2 protein-coding genes are annotated in these 1,267 nt (G+C 47.4%); both read right to left on the bottom strand.

Translation table 11 applies throughout. The annotated features are described in order from the left end of the window. Window positions 1-188: 188 nt before the first annotated feature. Window positions 189-872, bottom strand: coding sequence for a spondin domain-containing protein (locus KJB35_RS28340; RefSeq protein WP_005384002.1), 684 nt, complete (start codon window positions 870-872; stop codon window positions 189-191). A 208-nt stretch (window positions 873-1,080) separates the two neighbouring features. Further along, a partial coding sequence (locus KJB35_RS28345) for a hypothetical protein (RefSeq protein ID WP_285469906.1) occupies window positions 1,081-1,267 on the bottom strand: 187 nt, incomplete at its 5' end.

The following is a 1,267-nucleotide window of genomic DNA, read 5'->3' on the forward strand; positions in this document are numbered from 1 at the left end:
AACAATTGGTAGTCAGCATTGTGAGTGAGTACCGCGAGCGGAGACATAGGTTGATTCGCAGTCAAGTTCGCCACGTTGACGGTGTAGCGGTACGATTTCACTACGTCATTATCATCATCGCTTGGACAACCGGCGAGCAAGCCGACTGAAGCTGCTAATAGTAAGATTCTGTATTTCATACATCCCCCTTACTTCACAACGATTGTGATGGTTGCAACTGGGTTTAACCAACGATGGCTGCTGCTGTCTAGGTCACTGATGCCGCCGGTTGGATCGCTATCACCAAGGTTACCCGGATGCACGTGAACTTTGTCGTTAGTTACTGTTGCTTCAACGCCTGTGCCGCCAGTACCAAAGGTAATGAAAGGTGGGTTTGGCATGCTAGACGCAAGTTCATCGTTCGCTTCTGTACCGGCATCGTAACTTCTTAGCGTTGCTCGGTATGTACCCGCTTCCGTTGGGATCTTCCAGCTATCCAGACCGACAAAACCATCATTGGTTGGCAGCAACATCGCGCTCAGAGAAAGATAACCGTGGTCGCCACTGTCCAAGGTGAAGGTGGTTGCCACACCCGGATTCAAAATACCACCAGCAGGGTTCTCAACCACCGCACCACCAGCGTTACCAATCACACTAGCAAGACCAGAGATATCACCGCCTTCTGCCATTGCTTCTAGTTCTGGCGTTGCTGCTTGACCCGTTCTGAACATTTGAAGATCAGAGCCATGTGCAGCAACAATAAGAGGCGTAAAGTAGATGCCTTTGGTTGCGTTTGTCACGGTGATTTCCAATTCCGCCGCATTCACTGATGCAGAGCCTAGTGCCATAGCGACTGAAGTCATGACGAGTCCGAGTTGGGTACGTTTTTTCATTGTGATTCCATCCTTTAATGAGGGTTGAACTACCCAAGCCCATGTATACGGCTTTACTTCTTTGTTCGTGACTTGAGTAGGTTAAGCATTACGTTTCGAACGTTTTGCGTTCTTGCCTCTAAGAATGACGAGCAAATCTATCAGCAACTTCATCGAATTCTCATAAAATTCTCACAAGTTCTGTTCGAATTCTGTCAGCAGCACTTTTTTATTTATACTCAAGTAACCTCGAGATGCTTGGTTCAGCGAGGATGACTTGGTTTGAAGGCGAGGCAACAATTTGAAAATCTAGTGGTTCTAAATCGAAAATTGTTAACGAAGCATGCGAACCAAGGCAACTCGCCCTTCGGGAGCGTGCCACTGAAGCAATTTCTTCGTCAAACAACTTGGAAAGA

This window comes from Vibrio sp. D431a, from assembly GCF_030248655.1.
In the GTDB taxonomy this organism is placed as follows: Bacteria; Pseudomonadota; Gammaproteobacteria; order Enterobacterales; family Vibrionaceae; genus Vibrio; species Vibrio alginolyticus.

Coding starts and splice junctions, on each gene's coding strand:
- KJB35_RS28340 (WP_005384002.1), bottom strand. CDS start 872: ATGAAAAAACGTACCCAACTCGGACTCGTCATGACTTCAGTCGCTATG.